The following is a 19796-nucleotide window of genomic DNA, read 5'->3' as shown; positions in this document are numbered from 1 at the left end:
CCTTGGCCGGCCCCTTGCTGATAAGCTTCGACAAGGTCTGGAAGACCTACGGCGAAGGCGAGGCCCAGGTCCACGCCCTTGCCGGGGTGGACATGGCGATCCGCCGTGGCGAATTCGTCGCCATCATGGGACCGTCGGGTTCCGGCAAATCCACGTCCATGAACGTCATCGGCTGCCTCGATACGCCGACCGCCGGGACCTATTCCTTCATGGGCGTCGATGCCGGCCGGCTCGACCGCAACCGCCGCGCCTTGCTGCGCAATCTCTACATCGGCTTCGTCTTCCAGGGCTACAATCTCCTGCCCCGCACCACGGCGGCGGAAAACGTCGAGCTGCCGCTCATCTATCGCGGCGTACCGGCAGGCGAGCGGCGCGCGCTTGCCATGAAAGCGCTGGCGGAGGTCGGCCTTCAGGGCCGCGAGCATCACACGCCCGCCGAACTCTCCGGCGGCCAGCAGCAGCGCGTGGCCATCGCTCGCGCCATCGTCACGCGCCCCACCCTTCTGGTGGCCGACGAGCCGACCGGCAACCTCGACACCGCCCGCAGCCACGAAATCATGGAACTGCTCACCCATCTCAACACCGACCTTGGCCTGACCATTGTCATGGTGACCCATGAGGCAGACGTGGCAGCCTATGCCCAGCGCACCATCGGCTTCCTCGATGGCCATGTGGCGTCGGACGTCAGCACCAGTCCACGCGCGGTGGCATCATGATCTGGGAAACGGTGCGCCTCGCCCTTCGTTCGGTCCGCCGCAATGCCTTGCGTTCGTTCCTGACCCTGCTCGGCATCGTCATCGGCGTCGCCGCTGTCATCGCCATGCTGACCATCGGCTCCGGCACCACGGAAAAGGTCAAGTCCGACATCGCCAAGCTCGGCTCGAACCTGCTCGTCGTGCGCGCCGGCCGTCCTCCCGGCCCCGGCGGGCATGATGTCGTGCGCCGCCAGCTCGGCGAAAAGGAGCTCGACGCGCTCAACCATCGCCTCATCGGCGCACGCGCCATTGCACCAGCCGCACAAAAGCAGGTCCGCGTCATCTATGGCACCGAAAGCCTTACCGCAGGCGTCACCGGCACGGACGCCGCCTTCCTCGATGCACGCGACTGGAAGCTCGTTTCCGGCCGCGCCTTCAGCGAATCCGAATCGCGCGGCGGCGCAGGCGTCTGCCTCATCGGCGAAACCGTCCGCCGCCAGTTCTTCCAATCCGGCGACCCGGATGGCGAGCTGATCCGCGTCAACCGCGCCACCTGCAAGATCATCGGCGTGCTGGAATCGAAAGGCTACACCGGCTTCGGCCAGGATCAGGACAATGTCGTTCTGATGCCGCTTACCGCCTTCCAGCGCCGCATCGCCGGCAATCGCGACATCGACAACATCTACGTAGCCGCCGACGACGCCACCACGACGACCGAACTCTTGCCGCGCGTCGAAAACGTCCTGCGCGACGTCCGCCATATCCAGCCCGACGGCGAGGACGACTTCGACATCCGCGACATGACCCAGATCGCGGAAACCATGACCAGCGCCACCACCACCATGACCGGCATGCTGGGCGCGGTCGCCGGCGTCAGCCTTCTGGTCGGCGGCATCGGCATCATGAACATCATGCTGGTGTCGGTCACCGAGCGAACCCGCGAGATCGGCATCAGGCTCGCCATCGGCGCGCAGGAAAAGCACATCCTCATCCAGTTTCTCGTCGAGGCGACGGTGCTGTCGCTGCTCGGCGGCATCATCGGCATCGTCATCGGCCTGTCGCTGGCCGGCCTCGCCTCGGCGACGCTTGCCATACCCTTCGTGCCAAGCCCCGCCGTGGTCATGCTGGCCGTCGGCTTCTCCGCGCTGATCGGCATGGTGTTCGGCTTCTTCCCGGCGCTGCGCGGGGCGCGGCTCGACCCGATCGAGGCGCTGCGGCACGAATAGATCTTACAGCGTCGAGTCCAAAGCCGGATTGGCGAAGTGCCACTGCACCAGTGGCAGCATGTGCGGCATCAGCCCGTCGGGAATGTCATCGACGCTGCGGATGATCACCGGCCCCGAAATCTCCGGTTCGGCTTCGTTCGCCACATGCCGCTCAATCAGCGCAGCTATGGCCTCGGCGGATTCCGCCATCTGGTAACGGCGGAAAATCACAGTTCCGCGTTGCGTCGCCAGCACATGGCAGCGTTGGCCACGCGCGGCTCGTTCCAGGTCAAGCCCGGTCTCCTCGCGGACTTCCCGGACCATGTTATAATCGACATCGACCTGGCCATCGAAAAAATCGGACGGTTCGAACGAGCCTGCCGCGAAATACACCCGCCCGGCGCTGACGGTGTGCGATCCCATGCGTATCGCCACCAACGCGCCGTCGCCGGAGACCAGCATCGCATGGGCAAAGGCATGTGCCGTGCCCGGCGTCTCGCGATTGTTGCGCCAATGCATGAAGGTCGCAAACCGCACCGGATGGCAGGTGCCGGACAGCTCCCCGTCCCGGTAAGCGAGCCTCGACAAAAGCACCACCGTCCCGTTGAACAGCGCCGGGTTGCGGGCTGTCTCGCGCTGCCAGTTCTCTTCGATCGCCTGCGCATGATCGCGCTCGAACGGGTGCACACCCGTGTCGAGCCGTACGTCGATCCGATCAACCGGCAATATGACGTCTGGAGGCAGGTCGAAATTCAACGACGGCACTCAGACAATATCAAGCGTCACCGCCACCGGGCAGTGGTCGGAGGCCTTCGGCCGGTCCCAGCCCGCGCGCGGAAAACGTTCGACCTCTTGCCCAGGCGGAAAGGGCGTGCGGAACGGCTGGCCGTTGCGGATGATGTCCGGCACCGCCGTCGCATTGTGCGCCGCCAGCCCCTTGGAAAGCAGGATGTAGTCGAGCTGGCAAAGGTGCCGTTCCAGCGGCCCGCGCGTGTGATAGAGCGTCCACCGGTCCATTTCCGGCCGCCGCTCCATGACATTCTCGCAAAAGCCTCCCGCCAAAAGCACGTTGAGGCAGGATTGGCTCTCATCCGCCACCTTGAAGCGATAGCCTTCATGGGCATCGCCCTCGATCAGCACACGCTGCCGGTAGTCGTTCATGTCGCCGCAGATCGCCCAGCGCTTGTCGGCGGCATGATCGACGCCAAAGCGTTCTTCGATGATACGGCGCACCGCTTGTGCCTCGGCAATGCGGATCGGCATGGTCGCCGCCCGTCCGTCGAGGCCGTTGCGCGGCGACCCCATCGACTTGAAGTGCACGAGATAAAGCGTCAGCGGCTGGCCATCGACCTTGAGATCGATCTCCAGGCAGTCCCTCCGGAAAATCCGCTCATGCGGCTCCTGCCCGAGCGCCGCCAGTTCCGGCGTATGAAGCCCGAACTCCTCGAAAGTGACATGCGCGTGGCTGGTCATGCGCACGAACTCGATCGGCTGGCCGTGTGCCGTCTCGTCGCGCATCATCAGCGCCACGTCGATGCCGCGCGAATCATTGCCCGCCGTGGTGAATTTCTGCCGGTAGCCCTGCCCCACCATCTTGAACAGATAGCCATACTCGAAGGCTTTCAGCGCCTCGACATTGTCGACTTCCTGCATGCAGATGATGTCGGCCCGCGTCGCGGCGATGGCCAGCGCCGACAATTGGCGCGTGTCGTCCGAATGCGCGATGGCGCGCGCCTGCTCAAGCGCCCGGTACTCGGCTTCCGTTTTTATGTCGAACAGGGCCAGCGTCCTGTCCTGATTGAGCTGGTTGCGAAAACCGGAGAAATCGAACCTGTTCATCAGGTTCTCGACATTGAATGTGGCAAGGCGCAATGACATGCACCGACAATTGCCTGCAAGCCGCGCCAAACACAAGTGCGGCAAGGGCTTCGGCCAACGGAACTTTTTCCGTTCATCCCCCGTTCATTGGCAAAACCTCATTGTCCCTTCAGTTCCGGGAGATCGGGCGTTGGGGCATCGATCATTTGGAGTGTCAGATGAAACCGCTATTTTCGTTGCCAGTCAAAACCGGGCTTGCGGCGCTTTTCCTTGTCGCAGGTCTGTCCGCTCCCTCGTTAGCCGGGCCGGTGTCCGTCACCGCACCCACGGTGCCGCAGTCGGCAACGCCGGGTGGAATGATGCCTGGAGACAGTCAGCTAGTGCCCGTTCGCGAGGATTGGGCCGGGGGTGATCAAAGATCAAATGAATCACGCTATTGGCGTCGCTGGAATCGCGATCACTGGCGCGGCCGCTACAATGACGACTGGCGCTGGCGGGAACGCCGGCATCACCGCAATTTCTATGGTTCTGGTTTCTACCTGGGTTTGGGTGTCGCGCCTGCCTATAGGTACTATACCGAACCGCGCCGCTATTATCGGCCGCAGCGCGTTGGCAATGCGCATGTGCGCTGGTGCTACGCCCGTTATCGCTCATATCGGGCTTGGGACAACACCTTCCAGCCTTACAACGGGCCGCGCCAGCAGTGCTGGTCGCCCTATAGCTGATCCAATGTCAGTGGCGCCGCGGCTTGCGCGGCGCCATCTGGTCTAGTCGGCGAATTCCACGCCCACGCGCGTCATGTCGCGCCATTTCACCCTAGCGCTGCGAGTTGCGGCTCCCTTTACCGTGAGATCGAAACTGCTTGGCACCGCCGAGGTTTCACCGAAGTTCAGCAGCACGCCGCGCTCCGATTCATTGCGCACCAGCCCTTCCAGTGCGCCATAGCCATTGTTGAAGGACAGCGTCGCGCCCTTCAGCACGCGCCGGCGCATGACGGTACGGCGTTCGGCAAAGACCTCGCCGTCCAGCCCGATCGACTTTTCCTTGATCTGGTCCATCGTCCCTTTCCCGTTGTCCCATGCATGGGCCAAGCCAGAAACGTGCCAGCCCGCCTGTTTCGGAATGGAACATAAGAAAAGGGCCGGGTGTTTGAGACAACCGGCCCTTCAGGCGTCAAAATCCGATGGCGGCCCGATCTGCTGCGCCAGATGGCCAGCGCAACGCGCCAAGATGGCGTAAAAATCCGACGGCGGCACGGTCCGCTGTGTCAGCTGGTGATGGGCTTCGAGGAGCCGGAGCGGAGCGTACATTGAAGTACGTGAGCACCGGAAGCCGAGAAGACCGCGCCAGATGGCCAGCGGAACGCGCCGAACAGGATTTTTTAGTTTTTGGCCTTATCGACCAGCTTATTCTTCGCAATCCACGGCATCATGGCCCGCAGCTTGGCGCCGACTTCCTCGATCTGGTGGCTGTCGTTGTTGCGGCGAATGCCCTTGAAGCGCGCGAGGCCGGCACGGTATTCCTGCATCCACTCGCTGGTGAACTTGCCGGTCTGGATGTCGTTCAGCACGCGCTTCATTTCGGCCTTGGTGTCGGCGGTGATGATGCGCGGACCCGAGACGTACTCGCCCCACTCGGCGGTGTTCGAGATCGAGTAGTTCATGTTGGCAATGCCGCCTTCATAGATCAGGTCCACGATCAGCTTCACTTCGTGCAGGCATTCGAAATAGGCCATTTCCGGCGCGTAGCCGGCTTCCACCAGCGTCTCGAAGCCGGCGCGGATCAGTTCGACCAAACCGCCGCACAGCACGACCTGCTCGCCGAACAGGTCGGTTTCGCATTCTTCGCGGAAATTCGTCTCGATGATGCCCGAACGGCCGCCGCCAACGCCGCAGGCGTAGGAAAGCGCGAGATCAAGCGCGTTGCCGGAGGCGTCGTGATTGACGGCAACCAGGCACGGCACGCCGCCGCCCTTCTGGTATTCGCCGCGCACGGTGTGGCCCGGGCCCTTAGGCGCGATCATGACAACGTCGACGGTGTCCTTCGGCTCGATCAGGCCGAAATGCACATTGAGGCCGTGCGCGAACGCAATCGCTGCGCCGTCGCGGATGTTCGGCGCGATTTCGTTCTTGTAGATATCGGCCTGCAATTCGTCAGGTGTCGCCATCATCATCAGGTCGGCCCACTTGGCCACATCGGCCACGCTCATCACCTTGAGGCCATCGGCCTCGACCTTCTTGGCGGTCGCCGAACCCGGCTTCAGGCCGATGGCGATTTCCTTGCAGCCTGAATCCTTGAGATTCAGCGCATGCGCCCGGCCCTGCGAACCGTAGCCGATGATGGCAACCTTCTTGCCCTTGATGAGATTGAGATCGGCGTCGCGATCGTAGTAGACACGCATATTGGAAATCCTTCCCGTTTTCTAATCGAATAGTCCTATTGGGTCTTCCTTGCCCCGTAGAGGGCGAGAAACTGTCTTGTGGCGCGCGCCGCATCTTCAGCGATCGCCGCTTCGGTCATGCCCGGCCAGTTGCCGAGCAAAAGGCGGATCTGCACATCGCGCGCGACCAGCCCGAAAAATGTCCTGAACGCCGTCTCCGCATCTTCGAAAACCAGGACGCCGCTGCGCTTGCCGGCATCGAGAACCGGCTTCAGCCGCTTGGCCAGCGCAAAGCGCCCGTTGTCCAGCACGATAGCGCCCAGATTGTCCCTTCCCGATCCTGCATGGCTGATGGCGACGCGGTTCAGCGCAATCGAGGTATCGCTGGAGATCACCTTCAGCCAATCGCGGGCAAAACCCTCCAGGCTCTCGGCCAGAGAAATCAGGTCCACCTTGCCTTGGTCGACAGGCGCAACCCTCACCTTGGAAGCCTGCCAGCGCACCGTTGCATTGAGCAGGCCGTCGCGGTCGCCGAACCACTTGTAGAGGCTTTCCTTGGAGCAGCTTGCCCGCCGCGCCACCGCGGCCATGGTCAAATTGTCCCCCTCTTCCACCAACAGGCGCAAGGCAGCGTCCAGAACGTCCTTTTGACGTTCGGTCAGCCTTTCGCCATCCAGGGTTCCGTCTGCCAGCAACACGTTCTTCCTGCCGGAATGAATTTCATTGCGTACCGTACGTTACGGTTCGGCGTATGCCAAAATCCTGCGCCGAGCGCAAGAGAACATTGCACCAAGCGAGATTATTCTGGTCCTAGATCGCCACCTGCGTGCCGATCTCCACCACCCTGCCCGTCGGGATCTGGAAATACTCGGTCGCGTCCGCAGCCGAGCGCGCCAGCCCGATGAACAGCCGGTCCTGCCAGCGCGGCATGCCGGAATTGGGCGAAGCCTTCAGCGAGCGCCGCGACAGGAAGAACGACGTCGTCATGATATCGAACTTCCAGCCCTGCTTGCGACAGGAGGCAAGCGCGCGCGGGATATTCGGCTGTTCCATATAGCCGAAGGTCAGCGTCACGCGCATGAACAGGTCGTTGATGGTTTCCATCTTCACCCGCTCGCTGTCCGGCACCCTTGGCCGTGGCGCGGTCACCACCGACAGGATCACGTTCTGCTCGTGCAACACCTTGTAGTGTTTGAGGCTGTGCATCAGCGCAGTCGGCGCGCTCAGCGGATCGCTGGTCAGGAACACGGCGGTGCCCGAAACAAGCTGCGGCTTCTTCTTGATCAGATTGCCGGCAAGGAAATCGAGCGGAATCTCGTTCTTGCGCGTCTTGTCGAACAGGAACCGGCTGCCCCTGATCCACGTCACCATGACCAACCCCATGACACAGGCCACGCTGATCGACACCCAGCCGCCATCCGCCACCTTGAAGGCATTGGAAAGGAAGAAGCCGGCATCGATGACCCCGAACAGCACCGCAAGCGCGAACGCCGCGCCGAAGCGCCACTTCCACATCGAGCGCATGACGACGAACAGCAGGAAGGTCGTCATCAGCATCTCGCCGGTCACCGAAATGCCGTAGGCCGAGGCCAGCGAACTGGAATCGCCGAAACCGACGACCAGAAGCATGACGGAGATGGCGATGATGAAGTTCACGCGCGGCATGTAGATCTGGCCAAGCTGCATTTCGGAAGTGTGCTGAACCTCGATGCGCGGCAAAAGATTGAGCTGGACCGCTTGGCGCGTCAGCGAAAACGCCCCGGAAATAACCGCCTGGCTGGCAATAACGGTTGCTGCGGTAGCCAAGGCGACCATCGGCGCCAGCCCCCATTCCGGCAGCATCTCGAAGAACGGCTTGTCAGGCACCGATCCATGCGCAAGCACATAGGCGCCCTGCCCGAAATAGTTGAGCAGCAGGCATGGAAACACGATCCAGAACCAGGTCAGCACGATCGGCCGGCGGCCGAAATGGCCGAGGTCGACATAAAGCGCTTCCGCGCCGGTCACCGCGAGGAAAACGGCACCCACCGTGATGAACGCCACATCCGGTTCGGCGAAGAGATAAAGCAGCGCATGGTAGGGATTGACCGCAAGCAGCACGGTCGGATCATCCCAGATGTGCAACAGGCCGGCAACGCCAAGAGCCAGGAACCACAGCGCCATCACCGGCCCGAAAACCACCGCCACGCGCCCGCTGCCAAAGCGCTGCACCGAAAAAAGCAGCGCCAGGATAACCAGCGTGATCGGCACGACATAGGGGTCGAAGGCCGGCGTCACAACCTCAAGGCCTTCCACCGCCGAAAGCACCGAAATGGCAGGCGTGATGATGGAATCGCCGAAAAACAGCGCCGCGCCGCACAGGCCGACGCCGAGAATCCATTTCGAGCCGGCCGGATAGGCGCTGCGCGCAAGCGCCATAAGCGAGAGCGTGCCGCCCTCGCCATTGTTGTCGGCGCGCAGCACGAAGGCCACGTATTTGATCGTCACGATGATCGTCAGCGCCCAGACGATCAGCGAAAGCACGCCCAGCACATCCTCGCGGATGAAAGTTGGCCCGGATGCGTGCAGCGCTTCGCGAAAGGCGTAAATCGGGCTTGTGCCTATGTCGCCATAGACCACGCCGAGCGCCCCCACCATCAAAACCCCGGTGCTTTGCTTTTCAGGCTCGGGATGGGTGGATTGTTCGACGGGCTCTGCCTCCCTACCAGTATTGGTAAAGGCCATGAACGACACTCCGATCAGAGCGCGGTGCTCTACCCTCGCTGCAATGCAATATCAAGTACCCTGGCACGTTTGCGGTGTGGATCGGTCGCTTACCAGCCGCAAGCTTTCAAGAACCGCTTGATCGTTCCCGCCATGCCATACTCCAGCGCATCGGCTGTCAAGCCATGCCCGATGGAGACTTCCGCAAGCTCAGGAATGCGCTTGATGAGGGCCGGCAGATTGGCAACCACGAGGTCGTGCCCGGCATTGACGGCAAGGCCGTTTGCCAACGCAGCCTCGGCCACATTGCCCAATTTTTCCAATTCCTTGGCCACTTTTGCGGAATCGGCATATGAGCTGGCATACGGACCCGTATAAAGCTCGATGCGGTCCGCCCCCGTGTCGCGCGCGGCTTGTACGCCGGCAGGGTCTGCATCGGAAAACAGCGATACGCGAAATCCGCCTTTTTTCAGGCGCTTCACGATCGGATTGAGGAACGTAGCCTGCTCGACAAAGTTCCAGCCATGATCGGACGTCGCCTGCGCCGGATCGTCCGGCACCAGCGTCACCTGTTCCGGCTGGTGTTTCTCGACCAGTTGAAGGAAGTCCTCGGTCGGATAGCCCTCGATGTTGAACTCGGCCTGCGGAAACTCGTCATCGATGAGCGCGCGGATCTCAGGCAGGTCGGAATTGCGCGTATGCCTCTGGTCCGGGCGTGGATGCACCGTCAGGCCATGCGCGCCGGCTGCCAGCGCAATTCTGCCAAGACCGACCACGCTCGGCCAAGGCAGGTCGCGTCGGTTGCGCAACATGGCGATGGCGTTCAGGTTGACCGACAGTTTTGCAGGCATTCCCGTCTCCAGCCAATGCATGTCTCCCGAAGGTGGTAACCGGTTTCGGGACAAAGACATGCATAAAATCAATAAGCTAAACGTGTGAAGCGATCTGAAGGATCGCAACGCGTTTAGCCCGCGCAGCGCATCTATACTGCCTTTGGCGGGAACAGACAGCGTTTTCATGTGTTCCAGTTAAAGCAACGGACACGACAAGGATCGAGCATGAATTTTCTCGAAAGCGTTCCCGCGGTCCGCCGCATCGAGACGACACGGCCAGACCTGTTCGCGGTAGACATCGTCGGCCTCGTCACGCCAGCCGATGCCGAGAACCTTTTCGGCCTACTGGAGGCTGCCTATGCGCTGCATCCACGGATCGACGTGCTCGTCCGGCTGCTCGAATACGAAGACACAGATTGGGCAGGCATCGCCCCTGAAACCATCGAGAACGGCAAGGCTCTCGCAACCGAACATGTCGGACGTTGCGCAAGCATCGGCGAACCGGACTGGATAGCTGAAATGCAGGGGTTTCTCGCACCCTTCACGCCGGTGGAACTGAAACACTTCCCGTCCGAGGAAGAGGAAGCCGCATGGCGGTGGCTTGGTTCGCGGCCGCTTGAGAACCCGTGAACCCCGGCGTCAGCGCACTATGGTCAGCCGCTCCGCCGCCCGCGTGATCGCTGTGTAAAGCCAGCGCTGACGCGTATCCTTGAACGCCCAGCTTTCATCGAACAGAACGACATCGTTCCACTGAGAGCCCTGCGCCTTGTGCACGGTCAACGCATAGCCATAGTCGAAGTCGTCGAAACGCTTCTTCTGCTGCCAAGGGATTTCGGCTTCCGTATCCTCGAACGCGGCCTTCAGCAGCTTAATCTTGGCAACGCCCCGGTCGGGATCGTCCTCTTCCGGCGAAACCAGAAGATTGATGCCGGGCTTCACCGTCTCGCGCGACGACGTCATCACTTTCCACAGCGAACCATTGAGAAGGCCCTTGGCCGGATCGTTGCGCAGGCACACCAGCTTGTCGCCCGCCTGCGGATACTCGGCTGTAAAACCCTTCAGCTCACGCAAGCGGTGATTGTAGCGCCGCCGCGTCCTGTTGGTACCGACCAGCACCTGGTCCGCCTTCAGAACGAGGTCCTGGGTCACGCCTTCCTTGCCGATCACCTGGGCCGCGCCATAATCCCCTTGCAGGAACTCGCGGCCCTCGCGCACATCAAGCGCCAGGCGGATGATCGGATTGTCGCGCGCCTGCCTGTGGATTTCGGTGAGCAGGAAATCCGGATCATGGTCAGTGAAGAATCCGCCGCCCGAAATCGGCGGCAACTGTCCCGGATCGCCCAGCACAAGGATCGGCGTGCCAAAGCTCATCAGGTCGCGGCCAAGCTGTTCGTCCACCATCGAGCATTCGTCGATGATGACCAGCGCCGCCTTTGAAATCGGGCTCTGCCGGTTCAGCGAAAATGTCGGCGACATCGACGTCTTGCCGGTCGTCTCGTCCTCGACGGCTTCCTCGCCGCGCGGGCGGTAGATCAGCGAATGGATGGTACGCGCATTGATCGCGCCCTTCGAGCGCAGCACCTGCGCCGCCTTGCCGGTAAAGGCCGCGAACTGCACCTGCCCATCGACATGTTCCGCAAAATAGCGCGCAAGCGTCGTCTTGCCGGTACCAGCATAGCCGAACAGGCGGAAGAGCTGCGGCTTTCCGGCCTTCAGCCACTTGGCGACAGCCTTTAGCGCATCATCCTGTTGAGGAGAAAATTCCATGCAATCGTGAGACAGGATTCGCCAGCGAAGGGCAAGGCTTAAGCCTGCCTAGCCAAGTCCGTATGTGAAAAATCGTCACCCTTGTATAAGAGCGGAACCCCAGCGCTTTTTGCCATGGCATAGGAGAAGCAATCTCCCATATTGAGCCGCGCGGGATGACCGGTCCCCTTTCCATAGATTTCGAAAGCCTGCAGAGCCGAGAGATACTTGCCTGCATCTATGTCCACGATACGAACTTCAGCGTTCTGAAGAAATTCCTGAACCAGCAGGACGACTTCTGCGAGGGTTGCGTGGCGCAATCGCATGATGGCGAGCACCGTTTCAAACACAACAATCGCAGATGTGCGCCGATCGATGGCGTCATCCAAAATAGAGGCGATTTCCTGCCCGTCCGGTTCAGGAGCGATCATCGCCACCAAAGCGGAGCTATCGACAAACATCAGTCCTCACCCTCTTGACCTGACAAAGCGTCAAAGAACTGCTTATCCACCGAATGGCCGGTTGGCGCAAAAGCACTGATACGGTCTCTGACACCCGCTGTCCGATCCCAGACAGAACTTTCCGACTGGATCCGAGCAAGTTCAGCCGTGGCAGCTTCCTTGATTGCTTCCGTAATGCTGATCCCCTTGCGGCGTGCCAGTTCCCGCACAAGAGCATCCGTATTTGCATCTCTAACGTGTATAACCATATCAACACAACTTTCAATTGTCAACACAATCGATAATCGTATTTATAAACGGAACACAAAGAGAACACAAGTATGTGCACGCACATACTCCCGCATTGGAACTTTCGAGTTTGAGGCTAGATCCCGATCGGATCATTCTCCAGCAGGATCGGCTTGCCATGCGGCGTGGCGTGCGCGGCACGTTCCCATGCCGCCGCATAGGCATCGACGTCGCTTGTCGCAGCGAAGCCCTTTGCCGCCAGCAGCTTTTCAAGTGCCGCCAGCCAATGCTCGTAATAGTCGTGCCCATCGGCGGCAGCACCCGGCTTCTTGACCTCGCCAGACAGCACCTCGGCCCATTCTCCCCACGTAAACATGCCCCTCTCATGCAGCGCCACCGTCATGGCGAATGCCTGCGCCTGCCAGGGTTCGTCGAAAACTCTTGCCTCCGGCGCAAAGCCGCTCTCGTCATGCCGGCTCAAGATAGCTCTCCCAGGCGTCTATCGACACCTTCAGCGTCGGGTCTGCACCCTCGCCCCAGATTTCCGGGCCGTCGAACACCACCGTATAGAGCCATTGCGGGTTCTCGCCCTTATGGTCCGCGTTGGTGTCGGGAAAGACATAGCCTTCGCGCACGGCCTCAATGACGCCGTTCTTGGCCCGCGCATAACGGGGAAGCCGCGTGTGCCCGGTCGGGTTCAAGTTCTTCGTGCGCACCTTGTCGCCGGCCTTGAAGCGCGCCGGCGTCTCCACCGGGCGGTCGCATGGCCCGCCTCTGGCCAGCGTCGCTGTCACGTCCGCCGCCTTCAACACCCGCTTCGGCGGTGCTGTTCCATCCACTGCCTTGCCGGCGGCAAGATCGGCAGCGCTGACAAAGCCGTGCCTTTGCAGCAGCTTCTCCAGCCCCTTGATCCAGATCTGGTAGTAGCTCGACGAGTAGTATTCCGCCGGCGGCAGGGTTTCGCGCGCGTGCCGGCTCTCGTCGATATTCCACGCCCCGAAGGCCCCGGTGGCAAGCGTCATGCCAAGCGCGCGCTTTTCCCATTCGGCATGGAAGATCGGCTCATCATTCTCGGGCGCGACCGGGCCAAAACCCATCTGCCCGCCAAGGTCCTGCGGCCCGTTCATGACGCCCCCTTGGCCGGCACCCTCGCCAGCCCGGTACCGATCATGGAATCGCGCGTCACCAGTTCGGCAAGCTGTTCTTCGCCAAGGCCATCACTGCCTGCGGGTCGCATCGGCACGACCAGATAGCGCAGCTCCGCCGTGGAATCCCACACCCGCACCTTCATCTCGGCAGGCAGCGTCACGCCAAACTCCGCCAGAACGCCACGCGGATCGATCACGGCGCGGCTGCGGTAAGGCGGTGCCTTGTACCAGACCGGAGGCAGGCCAAGCACCGGCCACGGATAGCAGGAGCACAGCGTGCACACGACCATGTTGTGCGTATCCGGCGTGTTGAAAACCGCCTGCATGTGCTCGCCCTGCCGCCCGACGAAGCCGAGCGAGGCAATCGCGGCATTTGCATCGCGCTTCAGCCAGTCGGCATAGGCTGGATCGCTCCACGCCTTGGCCACCACCTTGGCGCCATTGCGCGGCCCGACCTTGGTTTCGTAGGTATCGACAATGGCATCGACCGCCGCCGGATCGATCAAGCCCTTTTGCGTCAGGATGGTCTCCAGCGCCCGCACCCGCGCGGCGAAGGGGTCGAGTTCATTGTCGTGATGATGATGGTCGTGATCGTGATCATGTGACATGGACACGAGCCTATGCTTGCCCGTACGGGCGTTCAAGCGCCCTACGCTTGCAGCGCGTTAGATTTGGATCAGGGATAGCCGAAAACGGCAGGCTTTGAGAACCCATGCGGAGCGGCCTCATCCAAATCTATTTCACCATCGGCCATAGCGTGGCCACCAGCAGGATGCCCATGGCTATGTTGAACCATTTCAACCGCATCGGATCGGCAAGGAATCCGCGCAGCGCCATGCCGAAACCGGCCCATGTCGAAACGCTGGGCAGGTTCACGATGCCGAACACCAGTCCAATCAGAAACACCGACCCCAACGGCGCGGCCGGATCGGTGTAGACGGCCATCGCCGTCACCGCCATCACCCACGCCTTGGGGTTGACCCACTGAAAGGCCGCCGCTTCCAGGAATGTCATCGGCCGCGACTTGGCCTCCCCCTTGCCCTCGATTGAGCGCGACATGGCGATCTTCCAAGCAAGATAGAGAAGATATGCACCGCCGGCGATCTTCAATCCGGTGTGAAGCGCCGGAAACGCCGTCAGCACAGCGCCCAGCCCCAGCCCGGCAGCCAGCAACAGCACGACAAAGCCGATGCCGATACCCAGCATATGCGGAATGGTGCGCGCGAAGCCGAAGTTCACGCCCGACGTCAATAGCATCAGATTGTTCGGCCCGGGCGTGATCGAGGTCACGAAGGCATAGGCCAGCAGGGCAAGCAATGTGTCGTACGACATGAGGATGCTCCAGATTAGGACAGCAATACTGTCCTTTTTGCGCGTAACACAAAACAGCCAGAACCGGACCGGAGATCGGTCCAGAACCCGCCGAACAGCGAAAGAAAGCGGTAGGCGGCGATTACATACCTTGCTGGCCGCGGTTCATCGCGGCGACGCCGGTGCGGCAGATTTCCACCAGTCCTAGCGGACGCATGATGGCGATGAACTGGTCGATCTTCGAGCCCTTGCCGGTAATCTGGAATATGAAATGCTCGGTGTTGGCATCCACCACATGGGCACGGAAGGCGTCGGCAAGGCGCAGCGCCTCGACCCGCTCCGTCCCGGTTCCGGCAACCTTGATCAGTGCCAGTTCCCGCTCCAGCGGCCGCTCCTGGCCAAGCTCATGCGCCCGTACCGTCAAATCGACAACGCGATGCACCGGCACGATGCGCTCCAACTGGTGCTTGATCTGCTCCAGCACATGCGGCGTACCGCTGGTCACGATGGTGATGCGCGACAGCCGCTGCTCGTGCTCGGTTTCCGAAACCGTCAGGCTTTCGATGTTGTAGCCGCGCCCCGAGAACAGGCCGATGACGCGCGCCAGCACGCCCGGCTCGTTGTCGACCAGCACCGAAAGCGTATGGATTTCCGGCTTCTCGGTTTCCTTGGCGATGAAATAGGCCGAACCGGTCGGTTGAAGCTGCGCGTTCATGGTTGAATCTCTATCTTGAATTCTTTTGCTAAATCACTGTTTCCGCACAGCTTCCGCCGGCCGAATTTATGCTGCGACCGATTCAGGTCAGGGTGAGCCGAAGATGGTGGCTTTCGAGAACCGGAGCGGAGCGTACATTGAAGTACGTGAGCACCGGAAGCGCAGAAAGCCGCCATATGCAGGCCACCCTCACCTGAATCCCCGCCTAGACCAGTTCCCGGCCCTTGGCATCGATCGCATTCGCCACCGCCTCGTCGGTCGCCTCGTCGGGCAGCAGCATCTCGTTATGCGCCTTGCCGGAAGGGATCATCGGGAAGCAGTTGGCCAGCGTCGCCACGCGGCAGTCGAAGATCACCGGCTTCTTGACCGTGATCATCTCCTTGATGGCATCGTCCAGTTCGTCCGGCTTTTCGCAGCGAATGCCGTGTCCGCCATAGGCTTCCGCCAGCTTGACGAAGTCCGGCATCGCCTCGGTGTAGGAATGCGACAGCCGGTTGCCGTGCAGCAGCTGCTGCCACTGGCGCACCATGCCCATGTACTGGTTGTTGAGAATGAAGATCTTGATCGGCGCGTCATACTGCACCGCCGCACTCATCTCCTGGATCGTCATCTGCACCGAGGCGTCGCCGGCGATGTCGATGACCAGCGCATCGCGATGCGCGATCTGCACGCCGAGCGCCGCCGGCAGGCCATAGCCCATCGTGCCGAGGCCGCCCGAGGTCATCCAGCGGTTCGGCTTGTCGAAGTGGAAGTGCTGCGCCGCCCACATCTGGTGCTGGCCCACTTCGGTGGTGATGTAGGTGTCCTTGTCCTTGGTCAGTTCGTACAGCCGCTCGATGGCGTATTGCGGCATGATAACGTCCGGGTTCGGCTTGTAAGCCAGCGAATCGCGTGCCCGCCAGCGCGCAATCTGCTCCCACCACGGGTAGAGCGTCTTCTTGTCCGTCTTGGCGGTCGCCCGCCACAGCCGCACCATGTCCTCCAGCACCCGTCCGCAATCGCCGAGAATGCCGACATCGACCCGCACGTTCTTGTTGATCGACGACGGATCGACATCGATGTGGATCTTCTTCGAATTGGGCGAGAACGCGTTCAGCCGGCCGGTGATGCGGTCGTCGAAGCGCGCGCCGATGCACACCATCACGTCGCAATCATGCATGGCCATGTTGGCTTCATAAGTGCCGTGCATGCCCAGCATGCCGAGCCAATTCTTGCCCGAGGCCGGATAGGAGCCGAGCCCCATCAGCGTGGACGTGATCGGGAAGCCGGTGAGATCGACCAGTTCGCGCAGCAGATGGCTCGCTTCCGGCCCGGAATTGACGACGCCGCCGCCCGTATAGAGGATCGGCTTCTTCGCGCCGGCCATCAATTCGACAGCCGCCTTGATCTTGTCGAGGTCGCCCTGCAGCTTCGGCTTGTAGCTGGTGCGCGGCGCGGTCTGCGGCGAAACGTAAGTGCCGCGCGCAAACTGCACGTCCTTCGGAATATCGACCACCACCGGACCAGGACGGCCCGTCGTCGCGACATGGAAGGCCTCGTGGATCGTCCGGGCAAGGTCGTTGACGTCCTTCACCAGCCAGTTGTGCTTCGTGCAAGGCCGCGTGATGCCGACCGTATCGCATTCCTGGAAACCGTCGGAGCCGATCAGCGATGTCGGCACCTGTCCCGTCAGGCAAACCAGCGGGATCGAATCCATCAGCGCATCCTGCAGCGGCGTCACCGCATTGGTGGCGCCCGGACCGGAAGTCACCAGCATCACGCCAGCCTTTCCGGTCGAGCGCGCATAGCCCTCGGCGGCATGGCCCGCGCCCTGCTCGTGGCGAACCAGGATGTGTTCGATATCGTCCTGCTGGAACAATTCGTCGTAGATCGGAAGTACCGCACCGCCCGGATAGCCGAAAATGTGCTCGACGCCATTGTCCTTCAGCGCCTGCACCACCATTTCGGCGCCCGTCATCTCGCGCCGCTCGTTCTGTCCGTTGCTCATCGGTTTGGTCCCGTCTTGTTTCGCTTCAGCGAAGCGTTTTCTGGTCGTTTAGTCCTGTTTTGGATAATAAAAAAGGCCCCCGAGGGAGCCTGTGTCTTGCGCATGGGGGGATTTCGCCCGGCGGTTACACCGCCTTGCCCACGCGCCTGCCTACTACGAGAATGAGTGCCGTCTTCATGGGCGCGGACAATAGTTGCGAATTTCCCGTCCTGTCAACGTGAAATCGTCAGGTCGCGCGCCAGTCAAGCAATGCGGCCTTTGAGACGAATTTGAACGACCGCATTAGGTTTACTGCAACCATGCCGTCATACCCCGCTTTAACCGGACCCACGTAAGGTTGTGGAACGGAAATGGGGGCCCGTGAATGTTTGTAGAACGCCACAGCGCAGTTGGTGAAACCACCTCGCAGGAACGCCGCGAAACCGTACAACCGGAAGAGCGCGTCCTTGGTCATGTTGTCCAGTGCGATGGCTCGCGCGCCGTCATCAGCGCCTTTGCCGATGAAAGCGAAGGCAGCACCCAGGAGCGCTGGACCGTCGGCAAGATGATCTCCATCAATCTCGGCGCGACCCGCACGGTCGGCCTGGTCTATGCCGTCGGCAAGTCGGACAGGTCATGGAACCCCGACGTTCCCAATCCGATCGAAGTCGAAGTCGAACTCGTCGGAGAAGTGCGCGACAGCGTCGATCATGGCGGCAAGGCCATATTCGACCGCGGCATCGCCAATTATCCTTACGTCGGCGCCAGTGCCCACCGCATCCGCAGCCGCGACCTTGAAGCGGTCTACGACCTCGCCGGCCGCCGATCCATCAACATCGGCAATCTGTCGCAGGACGAGGCGATCGACGCCAATATCGCCATCGACGACACGCTTTCCCGCCACTTCGCCGTTGTCGGCACCACCGGCGTCGGCAAGTCGACCGCCGTATCGCTTTTGATGCGCAAGGCCATCGAGGCGCGCCCCGACCTGCGCATCCTCATCATGGACCCGCACAACGAATTCGCCGCGTCGCTGCCCGATCATTGCGTCACCGTCGATACCTCCACCCTCGACCTGCCGTTCTGGATGTTCAAGCTCGAGGAATTTGCGGAAGTCCTGTTCCGGGGTCGCGGCACAATTCCTGAAGAGGTCGACATGCTGCGCGACCTCATTCCGCTTGCAAAAAACCTCTATCGCAACCCCGGCGCCGGCAGCTACATCCGCCGCGGCTCGGATGCGATGACCGCCGACACGCCGGTCCCCTACCGCATCGCCGACCTCATCAAGCAGATCGACGAGCGCATCGGCCTGCTCGACGGCAAGGCTGATCGTCCGATCCTGAAATCTCTGAAGACGCGCATCGAATCGGCCGCCGCCGATCCGCGCTATCGCTTCATGTTCAACTCCAAGCTGATCGAAGACACCATCCACGAAACCATCGGCAACATCTTCCGCGTGCCGCATGACGGACGCCCAGTGACATGTTTCGAAATGGCCGGCCTGGCCTCTGAAGTGGTCAACTCGGTCTGCTCGGTGCTGGCACGCCTCGCCTTCGACCTCGCCCTGTGGAGCGAAGGCCGGCTGAAGCTGCTCCTCATGTGCGAGGAAGCGCACCGTTACATGCCGGCAGATCCCAATCTGGGCTTTGCGCCAACCCGCCACGCACTGTCGCGCATCGCCAAGGAAGGCCGCAAATATGGCTGCTTCCTCGGCATCGTCACCCAGCGTCCGGGCGAGCTCGATCCAACCATCCTGTCTCAGTGTTCGACGGTGTTCGCCATGCGTCTCGCCAACGAGCAGGACCAGGCCATCATCCGCTCGGCCATTGCCGATTCTTCCGCCTCCACGCTGTCGTTCCTGTCATCGATGGGTCAGCGCGAAGCGATCATCTTCGGCGAAGGCACCGCGACGACCATGCGCATGAAGTTCGAGAAGCTCAATCTCAAGCTGATCCCGGGAACCAGCAAGAACGACGATGCCGCGAAAGGCGACGACAAGGACGTCGATCTGTCCACCATTGTCGACCGGTTGCGCAATGTCGCCAAGCCGCAGCAATCCATCGCATTTGCCGAAGCGGTCGATACCACACGCCAGGCAGGCGATCCCGACTACCGCAAGCCTGCAGCGCCGCGGATCGAAAGCAACGACGATTTCGACCTGCGCTATGGCCTGAAGCCGGCTACTTTCGGCCTGCGCCCGCAAAACGAATAGGCATTTTTGCGCCAAGACACCTACCGCTGCCACGCCGCAACGGCGTGGCATTTGCTTTTACGCCGGGTCGCGTCGAAAGCAGATTGAAGCGTAAACCCTCCGCTTCGTCATCCCGGAATTCGCTTTCGAGCGGTGCGAAGTCGGATGGGGTTGAGCGTAAACGTTGACGTCTTCCTCTCCCCGTTCACGGGGAGAGGGTAAGGGTGAGGGGCGGCGCTTATTTGACGGAATGTGGATCAAACGCCAGCCAATCTCCGTCCAACCCCTTGTTCCTACTCACTTCCTGAAAAAACTTTCACCCCACTTTTCCCCACCCACTCCGTCTCCCCCATAATCCGTCCCATCGCCCTTGCGGGAGACCTGGTGCGCACCGGG

Annotated in this window: 21 protein-coding genes; 5 read left to right on the top strand and 16 right to left on the bottom strand. The window is 61.4% G+C overall.

Annotation, left to right across the window (positions count from 1 at the left end; all coding sequences use genetic code 11):
* Positions 1-2: 2 nt before the first annotated feature.
* Both ACODTY_RS07880 and ACODTY_RS07875 read left to right on the top strand, forming a co-directional pair.
* The gene (locus tag ACODTY_RS07880) at positions 3-716 is read left to right on the top strand and encodes an ABC transporter ATP-binding protein (protein ID WP_488993736.1); all 714 of its coding nucleotides are present in this window, start codon (positions 3-5) and stop codon (positions 714-716) included.
* Positions 713-1921, top strand: a complete 1209-nt coding sequence (locus ACODTY_RS07875; protein ID WP_488993735.1) for an ABC transporter permease — start codon at positions 713-715, stop codon at positions 1919-1921. Before ACODTY_RS07880 ends, ACODTY_RS07875 begins: the two co-directional genes overlap by 4 nt.
* Before the next feature lie 3 nt (positions 1922-1924).
* On the opposite strand, the gene ACODTY_RS07870 is transcribed toward ACODTY_RS07875, so the two are convergent.
* Together ACODTY_RS07870 and ACODTY_RS07865 are read right to left on the bottom strand one after the other, a co-directional pair.
* A complete protein-coding gene (locus ACODTY_RS07870) occupies positions 1925-2656 on the bottom strand; it encodes a hypothetical protein (protein WP_488993857.1) in 732 nt (243 codons plus the stop codon).
* Between the two features lie 9 nt (positions 2657-2665).
* On the bottom strand, positions 2666-3778 hold the full coding sequence (locus ACODTY_RS07865; protein ID WP_488993734.1) for an endonuclease/exonuclease/phosphatase family protein: 1113 nt from the start codon (positions 3776-3778) through the stop codon (positions 2666-2668).
* Here ACODTY_RS07865 and ACODTY_RS07860 point away from each other — a divergent pair.
* Positions 3772-4443 carry a BA14K family protein gene (locus ACODTY_RS07860; RefSeq protein WP_488993733.1) on the top strand — a complete coding sequence of 224 codons (672 nt, stop codon included), beginning with the start codon at positions 3772-3774 and terminating at the stop codon, positions 4441-4443. The genes ACODTY_RS07865 and ACODTY_RS07860 overlap by 7 nt on opposite strands.
* A 42-nt stretch (positions 4444-4485) precedes the next feature.
* Here ACODTY_RS07860 and ACODTY_RS07855 read toward each other — a convergent pair whose 3' ends face one another.
* From ACODTY_RS07855 to ACODTY_RS07835, 5 genes are all read right to left on the bottom strand, one after another.
* Positions 4486-4776, bottom strand: a complete 291-nt coding sequence (locus ACODTY_RS07855) for a PilZ domain-containing protein (protein ID WP_488993732.1) — start codon at positions 4774-4776, stop codon at positions 4486-4488.
* Positions 4777-5099: 323 nt separating this feature from the next.
* The gene (ilvC, locus tag ACODTY_RS07850) at positions 5100-6119 is read right to left on the bottom strand and encodes a ketol-acid reductoisomerase (RefSeq protein ID WP_056242938.1); all 1020 of its coding nucleotides are present in this window, start codon (positions 6117-6119) and stop codon (positions 5100-5102) included.
* Positions 6120-6154: 35 nt separating this feature from the next.
* Positions 6155-6793 (bottom strand): TetR/AcrR family transcriptional regulator, encoded by a 639-nt coding sequence (locus tag ACODTY_RS07845; RefSeq protein WP_488993731.1) that lies wholly within the window; start codon positions 6791-6793, stop codon positions 6155-6157.
* A gap of 115 nt (positions 6794-6908) precedes the next feature.
* The gene (locus tag ACODTY_RS07840; protein WP_488993730.1) at positions 6909-8822 is read right to left on the bottom strand and encodes a potassium transporter Kup; all 1914 of its coding nucleotides are present in this window, start codon (positions 8820-8822) and stop codon (positions 6909-6911) included.
* An 89-nt stretch (positions 8823-8911) separates the two neighbouring features.
* Positions 8912-9652, bottom strand: coding sequence for a pyridoxine 5'-phosphate synthase (locus ACODTY_RS07835; protein WP_488993729.1), 741 nt, complete (start codon positions 9650-9652; stop codon positions 8912-8914).
* Between the two features lie 207 nt (positions 9653-9859).
* On the opposite strand from ACODTY_RS07835, the gene ACODTY_RS07830 reads away from it, so the two are divergent.
* Positions 9860-10264: a SpoIIAA family protein gene (locus ACODTY_RS07830; RefSeq protein WP_488993728.1), complete on the top strand. Its 405-nt coding sequence runs from the start codon at positions 9860-9862 to the stop codon at positions 10262-10264.
* A 9-nt stretch (positions 10265-10273) separates the two neighbouring features.
* On the opposite strand, the gene ACODTY_RS07825 is transcribed toward ACODTY_RS07830, so the two are convergent.
* From ACODTY_RS07825 to ACODTY_RS07785, 9 genes are all read right to left on the bottom strand, one after another.
* On the bottom strand, positions 10274-11401 hold the full coding sequence (locus ACODTY_RS07825) for an ATP-dependent DNA helicase (protein WP_488993727.1): 1128 nt from the start codon (positions 11399-11401) through the stop codon (positions 10274-10276).
* A 38-nt stretch (positions 11402-11439) separates the two neighbouring features.
* A complete protein-coding gene (locus tag ACODTY_RS07820) occupies positions 11440-11841 on the bottom strand; it encodes a type II toxin-antitoxin system VapC family toxin (protein ID WP_488993726.1) in 402 nt (133 codons plus the stop codon).
* The gene (locus ACODTY_RS07815; protein WP_488993725.1) at positions 11841-12113 is read right to left on the bottom strand and encodes a type II toxin-antitoxin system VapB family antitoxin; all 273 of its coding nucleotides are present in this window, start codon (positions 12111-12113) and stop codon (positions 11841-11843) included. Before ACODTY_RS07815 ends, ACODTY_RS07820 begins: the two co-directional genes overlap by 1 nt.
* 92 nt (positions 12114-12205) lie before the next feature.
* Positions 12206-12550, bottom strand: coding sequence for a nitrile hydratase accessory protein (locus ACODTY_RS07810; RefSeq protein ID WP_488993724.1), 345 nt, complete (start codon positions 12548-12550; stop codon positions 12206-12208).
* On the bottom strand, positions 12537-13196 hold the full coding sequence (gene nthB, locus ACODTY_RS07805; protein WP_488993723.1) for a nitrile hydratase subunit beta: 660 nt from the start codon (positions 13194-13196) through the stop codon (positions 12537-12539). Before nthB ends, ACODTY_RS07810 begins: the two co-directional genes overlap by 14 nt.
* Positions 13193-13825: a nitrile hydratase subunit alpha gene (nthA, locus tag ACODTY_RS07800; protein ID WP_488993722.1), complete on the bottom strand. Its 633-nt coding sequence runs from the start codon at positions 13823-13825 to the stop codon at positions 13193-13195. The genes nthB and nthA overlap by 4 nt, the downstream gene beginning before the upstream one ends.
* 127 nt (positions 13826-13952) lie before the next feature.
* Positions 13953-14549, bottom strand: coding sequence for a LysE family translocator (locus tag ACODTY_RS07795; protein WP_488993721.1), 597 nt, complete (start codon positions 14547-14549; stop codon positions 13953-13955).
* Positions 14550-14670: 121 nt separating this feature from the next.
* Positions 14671-15243: an acetolactate synthase small subunit gene (ilvN, locus tag ACODTY_RS07790; protein WP_056242921.1), complete on the bottom strand. Its 573-nt coding sequence runs from the start codon at positions 15241-15243 to the stop codon at positions 14671-14673.
* A 205-nt stretch (positions 15244-15448) separates the two neighbouring features.
* On the bottom strand, positions 15449-17230 hold the full coding sequence (locus ACODTY_RS07785; protein ID WP_488993720.1) for an acetolactate synthase 3 large subunit: 1782 nt from the start codon (positions 17228-17230) through the stop codon (positions 15449-15451).
* Positions 17231-17594: 364 nt separating this feature from the next.
* Here ACODTY_RS07785 and ACODTY_RS07780 point away from each other — a divergent pair, with 364 nt between their 5' ends.
* A complete protein-coding gene (locus tag ACODTY_RS07780; RefSeq protein WP_488993719.1) occupies positions 17595-19421 on the top strand; it encodes an ATP-binding protein in 1827 nt (608 codons plus the stop codon).
* Positions 19422-19796 lie beyond the last annotated feature (375 nt).

Source organism: Mesorhizobium sp. FG116, assembly GCF_057809835.1.
Note: the sequence above shows the minus strand (reverse complement) of the source record. Positions and strands in the feature narration are given on the sequence as shown.